10 protein-coding genes are annotated in these 5,971 nt (G+C 63.2%); 6 read left to right on the forward strand and 4 right to left on the reverse strand.

Annotated features, from left to right (window positions below; translation table 11 throughout):
• The 3 genes from ABD989_RS17440 to ABD989_RS17450 all read right to left on the reverse strand — a co-directional run.
• The coding region (locus ABD989_RS17440; RefSeq protein ID WP_345314475.1) for a hypothetical protein at positions 1 to 443 on the reverse strand (443 nt) is incomplete at its 3' end.
• 749 nt (positions 444 to 1,192) lie between these two features.
• Positions 1,193 to 1,498 carry a helix-turn-helix domain-containing protein gene (locus tag ABD989_RS17445; protein WP_345314483.1) on the reverse strand — a complete coding sequence of 102 codons (306 nt, stop codon included), beginning with the start codon at positions 1,496 to 1,498 and terminating at the stop codon, positions 1,193 to 1,195.
• 8 nt (positions 1,499 to 1,506) lie between these two features.
• Positions 1,507 to 2,403, reverse strand: coding sequence for a replication initiation protein (locus tag ABD989_RS17450; protein WP_345314476.1), 897 nt, complete (start codon positions 2,401 to 2,403; stop codon positions 1,507 to 1,509).
• A gap of 377 nt (positions 2,404 to 2,780) precedes the next feature.
• On the opposite strand from ABD989_RS17450, the gene ABD989_RS17455 reads away from it, so the two are divergent.
• From ABD989_RS17455 to ABD989_RS17795, 6 genes are all read left to right on the forward strand, one after another.
• Positions 2,781 to 2,915 (forward strand): hypothetical protein, encoded by a 135-nt coding sequence (locus ABD989_RS17455; protein ID WP_345314477.1) that lies wholly within the window; start codon positions 2,781 to 2,783, stop codon positions 2,913 to 2,915.
• 649 nt (positions 2,916 to 3,564) lie between these two features.
• Complete coding sequence (locus tag ABD989_RS17460; RefSeq protein WP_345314478.1) at positions 3,565 to 3,750, forward strand: hypothetical protein; 186 nt, start codon at positions 3,565 to 3,567, stop codon at positions 3,748 to 3,750.
• Between the two features lie 101 nt (positions 3,751 to 3,851).
• Positions 3,852 to 4,127 carry a ribbon-helix-helix protein, CopG family gene (locus ABD989_RS17465; RefSeq protein ID WP_345314479.1) on the forward strand — a complete coding sequence of 92 codons (276 nt, stop codon included), beginning with the start codon at positions 3,852 to 3,854 and terminating at the stop codon, positions 4,125 to 4,127.
• A gap of 55 nt (positions 4,128 to 4,182) precedes the next feature.
• Complete coding sequence (locus ABD989_RS17470; protein ID WP_345314480.1) at positions 4,183 to 4,545, forward strand: hypothetical protein; 363 nt, start codon at positions 4,183 to 4,185, stop codon at positions 4,543 to 4,545.
• A gap of 77 nt (positions 4,546 to 4,622) precedes the next feature.
• Positions 4,623 to 4,865 carry a hypothetical protein gene (locus ABD989_RS17475; RefSeq protein WP_345314481.1) on the forward strand — a complete coding sequence of 81 codons (243 nt, stop codon included), beginning with the start codon at positions 4,623 to 4,625 and terminating at the stop codon, positions 4,863 to 4,865.
• Between the two features lie 29 nt (positions 4,866 to 4,894).
• Positions 4,895 to 5,392 carry a helix-turn-helix domain-containing protein gene (locus tag ABD989_RS17795; protein ID WP_486327083.1) on the forward strand — a complete coding sequence of 166 codons (498 nt, stop codon included), beginning with the start codon at positions 4,895 to 4,897 and terminating at the stop codon, positions 5,390 to 5,392.
• 298 nt (positions 5,393 to 5,690) lie between these two features.
• On the opposite strand, the gene ABD989_RS17480 is transcribed toward ABD989_RS17795, so the two are convergent.
• Positions 5,691 to 5,971: hypothetical protein (locus ABD989_RS17480; protein ID WP_345314482.1), on the reverse strand; the 281-nt coding region annotated here is incomplete at its 5' end.

Below are 5,971 nucleotides of genomic sequence, written 5' to 3' on the forward strand. Positions count from 1 at the left end.
CCAGAATCGACTGTAAACTCCAGCTTGTAAGAACGTGGATTCGCCCATCTATAGCTCGAATCGTCAGAGTTTCCTATCTCGGAATTATCCGAAAACGAGAAGTCGCCGTATTTGTCGGATATGCTCCTGTTTGCGACAGTCCAAACGGACTCTGCCAGAATCTTATTCGATGTGCTGGAAGGCTTCGGGAATAGGACTTTCGTGCCGCCCAATCCGAAAAATGAACCTGCAGCCAATAGCGGCAAGGCGGCCAATAATACCACCATGAAGCTGGTGCGCCAGAGCGTTTTAACCTCACCATTTGCACCACTCCCAGAAGGTAGCATCAACATGATGGCAAGAGAAGCAATAGCCGCCCCAAGCAGGATAATAGCCACTGTCAAATTTGGGATCGAATAGTCTAGAACTGTTCCTACTTCTTCATATGTAACCAATTCATCCATCCGTGGTCACCAACCTTCCATGAGCCGGTTCGACGAGCGACGCGAGGCCCCGCTTCGACTGAACGTAACTGAGCTTAAATTAGGTGCACACGAAGGCGTTTCTATGACCCAGCGGTGAATCACCATGTAGATTCCAGTTCTCAGTGCTACCATCCGGCAGGCCGCATGCATTGTTGGCCACACAGTATCAAATAGGCAGCTCCACAGGGGGAGCTCCAAACATGAAGGGGGACTACGCAAATATGCGGAGCACAAGCACCAGACGAGCTAAGGCGGCAGGCGCAGCGATCTTCGCCGCTGCCGCGCTCGCTGCAGTCGTTCCATCAGGCACTGCACATGCTGATTCGAGCGGAAGCAACGGATGCGCGTACATCTATCTCTCCGGTCGCCCGTCCGGATTCAAGGTGACCGCCCAGAGAACAAATCAGTACTGCAATTTCACTGGCCACCTTCAAGTGACTGGGCCTAACGGACTGAACCGAAACTCTCCCACGTCCAATAGCCCCTCTCAGCGCTTCGTGGTAACGGGTAAAGGATCGGGCAAGGTCTGCGTCACCGCCTGGAAGAAGTCCGGAAATACGCATACGCTGAACGGGCGAGCGTGCAATAACGTTTTCTAGGATGATCCGGGTGGTCATAAGTTTCTGACCTCACGATCCAACATCCGATTGGGTAATCAGGTGCGGAGTTCTTGTCATGAGGAACTCCGCACCTGATTGCGATGTGCGACTGGACCGCGTCCTTCACGCTCAGTCCGCCGAAACATTGCCGTTGCCGTCGTCGGGTAGGAGACTCAGGTCGACGCCGGCCTCTCGCGCCTCGCGTATCCGGATCGATACCAGAGCAGGCGTGACGCCGAGTTGGGCGGCGATCGCCTTTTGCTTCAGACCACGTCGGTACAGGTCGATGATCTGCGCCCGTCGATCGGCCGCGGCTTGCTCGTAGACGGCGCGTTCTTCGGCAACGACTCGTTGGACAGTGCGGATCGAGACTCCGAACTTCTCGGCGGCCGCGCGGGCCGTCATCTTCCGTCGTCGACGATCCGGTTCGGTCATGGTCACGTTCAGACTCCTGCGCGCAGTGTGGCAATGCGTTCGTCGATGGTGCGCTTACGAGCTTCCGCAGACTTGCGTCCCCGCGCGGCCTGGATGGTGGTGAAGGTGGCTTCGTAGACCGCGGCGCCATCGGCCCACATCCGGGATCGGGTGGTGATCCAGCGGTGGATGCTCGCGGCGATCGCACGCGCCTCCGAGGCCGGCAGTGGATCGGCAAAGGCGGCGTTGCGCTCGTGTACCTCGCGGTGGATCGAGCGGCCGAGGCCGTCGGCGTCCTGTGTCGGCAGGAACAGCCGCGTTTCGCGGTAGGCCCAGTGCCGTGCTGACTCGAACAGTGAGCAGTTGCGGCCGAGTCCGGCGACGTTCTCGCGCTGGCGCTTGGTCTCGCGCCAGCGCGGGGGCGGCATGCGCTCGCCGAGCTCTTCGGCGAGCTGGTCGAGCTCGTACCCGGCCGAGTGGATCCACTCGGTGTCCCAGTCGTCGTGAGTCGGGTTCTTCGTCAGCAGTCCGCTGTAGCCGGTGTCACCGTCGACGGCGCGGCGCAGGCCCTCGGTGATCGCGGCGGCGTAGGCGAGCGGCTTGCGCCGTGCGTACTCGGTTCGGGTGACCGGCTCGGACAGCGCCCAGACCGCGTGTGCGTGCCCGTTGCGCCGGTTGGACACGACCGCGTTGGGCATGGGGTGTGACCCTCGCGCGCTCAGGGCGCGCAGCGCGGCGTCGGGGTGGTCGATGTCGACCACCAGGAGGTTGCTCAGCGCTTCAGGGTTGGCCTCGATGTAGCGGCGCCCGAGCGCCGAGGCCCGTGATTGCCGGTAGACGCCCTCTAGGAGGTCGTCACCGGCCAACGGCCACAGGGGTAGCCACAGCCGCTCCCAGTCGTCCGTAGGGGCCTCAGTGGCGGTCATAGCGCCCACCCTGCACGCCAGCCGCGTTGATCCCCGGCAGACACGCCCAAAAAGTTAAAAGTACGTCCTGAACCAAGTCAGATGTTTCGGCGGGCTCCAGGGGAAACTCACCGCACCCGCGGAGCAAGCTATGGGTTAGGCATGCCCAAACTCGCGACGCTGACACGTGCTCGTTTCGGGGTCCCTTGGCGGGGTCGCTGCGCTGGGCTGACAGGCGAGAAGGGCGAGAAGGGCGAGGCCCCGGTGCGGGAACACCGAGGCCTCTTGCCAACGTCGCTCGAAGACACCCGACCGACGCGGCCGGGTCCAGGTTAGAGTGCGCGGGCGCGGTCATGGGTGCAGTGGGTGCAGGTCGTAGGCGAAGGTTTCGGCGAGCCGTGAGCACCAGCGCGGCGCGGCGGGTCTGCGTGACGGCCGCGCTCAGCCGGGCGCGCACCGGATCGAGCGCCTGCCGTTCGTCGAGCGACCACCCGGCACTCCGTAGCGCCGACGAGGTGAGCGTGGCGTGGTGAGCGCGTGCGGCGCCGTCGTGGACGGTGTGAGCGACGTCGGCCAGCGAGTAGACCAGACCGGCGAGCGGTCCGGTTTTCGGCGCGCAGCAGAGCGGCGTCGTAGCGGTCGCGGGTGCCGGCAGTTGGCGGTAGCTCGGGAAAGAGCCCGACCATCTCGCGCAGCGCGATCGCGGCGCGGTAGGTCTCGATGGCAGGAACGAGCAGGGACATGGGGGTCCTCCTGGTGTCTCAGGTCGGTTCGGGCCGCTTCGCCGCTGTTGGGTGTTCCCGCACCCAGGGACGAACGAGGCTCGAAATTCAGTTGTGCAGCCTCAGCCTAACCCCAACCTCACCGCTGCCACCGCTCAAACCCACCCCCACCTGATCCCGTCTCAACCTCCTTGCACCTCTGTCACGAATCCCGTCCGTTAATCCCTTCCCTCGATCCATAACCCCAGATCAATCAATGAAACACACACACCTCTTGCATTTTGGTTTCGTGACACGGAAACTTCGACACATGGCGAGCAGCGGGCGAGTGTGCGAGGCGTGCGGGACCGCGATCAAACCGAATCCGGGAAGCCGTGGCGGGCGGCCTCGACGGTGGTGCTCGGACACATGCCGGCAGCGCGCCTCACGAGCCCGCAGCAGCGGCCCGAGCGTCAAAGGCGTGGACGCCGAGCGCGCCGTCGCGATAGTCCTGGAGTCGCCCGAGGCAACCCGGCAACTGCTCGTCCAGCTGAACGAGAACATCGGCTCTGGCCAGTGTTCCGGCGTCGAGTACAACGGCGTCATCTCAGCGATTTTCGACCTCCGAAACACGATCACGAGCGTCGTCATGCGAGCGCGCCGGTAGTAGCGCTCGGGCGTCGCCGTGCGAATCGGCGGAGTGTCTGACCCAACGGGTAAACATTGTTTACCCGTTGCCGGAGACCGAGCCCGAGGAGTTCTGACGCCATGCCCCAGCCGCCGCACAAGTCCGGGCGCGTGGTCTCGGTCCGGCTGCCTCACGAGATCACTGAGCGGCTCGACCGGCTCTGTGAACGCACCCAGCGCAGCCGAGGAACCTACCTGCGGATGGCGGTCGCGGCCATGCTCCCGCTGCTCGAATCCGACCACTGGAAGCAGCAGGCGAGCAACTACGAGAGGCGCACCTTTGAGCGCGAGTTCATCAGGATCACCAGTCAGCTGATGGACGAGGAACACGACGACGGCGACCAGCTGGAGCCGTAGAACGCGTGTCAGGTACGACTTGACACGCAGCCCTTGTCAAGGCACACTTGACAGCATGAGTGAGCCCGATTCCACAGCAAACCCGTTCCCCGTCGACGGCGGACCGATCCCGATCGGCACCATGCCCGAGCACGAACTAGCCGCCCTGATCGAGCAGACCCGACCCGCGCCGACCGACTTCAATGAGGCGACGGTGGCCCGCGCGCAAGCCCTGGACACGCTGATCCTGTTGTCGGAGTCGATTGCCGGCGCCGACGACTACGGCGACATGATCGGCGCGGTGCGGATGGTCGAGCTAGCCGCCCAGCAGGCCCGCCGCGCGATCATTGCCGAGGCGCGAGCGTCCGGCGAGACCTGGCAATCCATCGGTGATGCGCTCGGCATCAGCCGTCAGGCAGCACACGAGCGCTACGCCTGACCAGCACGCCCGCGAGTTGTCCACAGCGGGCCGAATTGGTGCTGCTGCCGCACGTCCGGGTGCACCAGGCTGGTCGTATGAACGTGTGGAGATACCCGCCGCTGCCTACCCTCGACGAGGAACCGGCGCTCTATTGGGACCTGCATGGAGCGGCCCGAGCGGTCGGCCGTCTGTACGTCGCGGGCGAGCTCGTCGCGTCGGTCGTCGTGCCTGACCGCGACCGCGACGACGCTGAGGCTGCGATGATCGCCGCTGCCGGACTGGACCCCGACGAGGTCCTCATCCTCTCGATTTCCCGGCCCCGCGTGGCACCCCTGTAACCGGTGACACGGGTGACAGAGTGGGTGTCATGGCACCCGACGCGACACCCCATGCAACACCCCCCACGCTGTCGCAGTCCGAAGCCGCGAAAGCGTGCGGAGTGTCCACCGCGACAATCCGTCGTGCGCGCAGTTCAGGAAAGCTTTCCGGGGCCTACGAGGACGGACGTGGAGGCTGGCGCATACCGATACCGGCACTGATCGCCGCCGGTCTCCTGTCACCCACGACACCCCCGCCGACACCCCCGATGGCACCTGACACGACACCCTCAGCGACACCTCCGACACCCCGTGACGACACCGAGCAGCTGCGCCGCGAACTCGCAGAGGCGCGCCACCGAGCCGAGCGCGCCGAAGCCATCGCCGCCGAACGCGAACGCACCATCGAGGTTCTGCAGCGGTCACTACTCATGCTCGAGCAGCGCGCTGAGCCTCCACAACTGTCGGCACCAGCCACAGCGGAAGTGCCGGCACCCGGACCTAAACCGGCGCGACGAGGTGGTCTACTGGGCTTTCTCGGCTTCTGAACCTCTGTCCGAAGCAGTCCTGCGACACGCCCGAGTGCATGTTTTTCAACGACGCGCCGCTATCTGTTGGGAACAGCGTGCAGCTGCATGTATCACCGAATCTGTCCCCGCTGAGGTGCCCAATTTCGCCCCGCTGCGACATCTGCTGCGTGTCGGGGGCCAGCCCTTGCCGCCCTAGGTGGGAGGTGGTCTGGTCGAGGGTCGACATCGGTTGCGATTCCCAACCGCACCCCGCGGCCGACGAGCGAGCACGCCTCAAGAAACCTGATCCAGGAGCGAACGCCTGGCGCGGTCTCAGCTATCTCTCACACGAGGAAGAGATGGTTACTTTTGACGCCTTCAATATCGATTCTCCATCTTCGGGATTCAATCTATCAAAATCAGGAAGATCGTCTAGAGGATAAGAATCCTCGGAAATAGAAAGTGTTCCCCGGCAAGTCTGGCTAATTTCTCCAGAATCGACTGTAAACTCCAGCTTGTAAGAACGTGGATTCGCCCATCTATAGCTCGAATCGTCAGAGTTTCCTATCTCGGAATTATCCGAAAACGAGAAGTCGCCGTATTTGTCGGATATGCTCC

It is taken from the genome of Gordonia alkaliphila (genome assembly GCF_039542465.1).
Lineage (GTDB): Bacteria > Actinomycetota > Actinomycetes > Mycobacteriales > Mycobacteriaceae > Gordonia > Gordonia alkaliphila.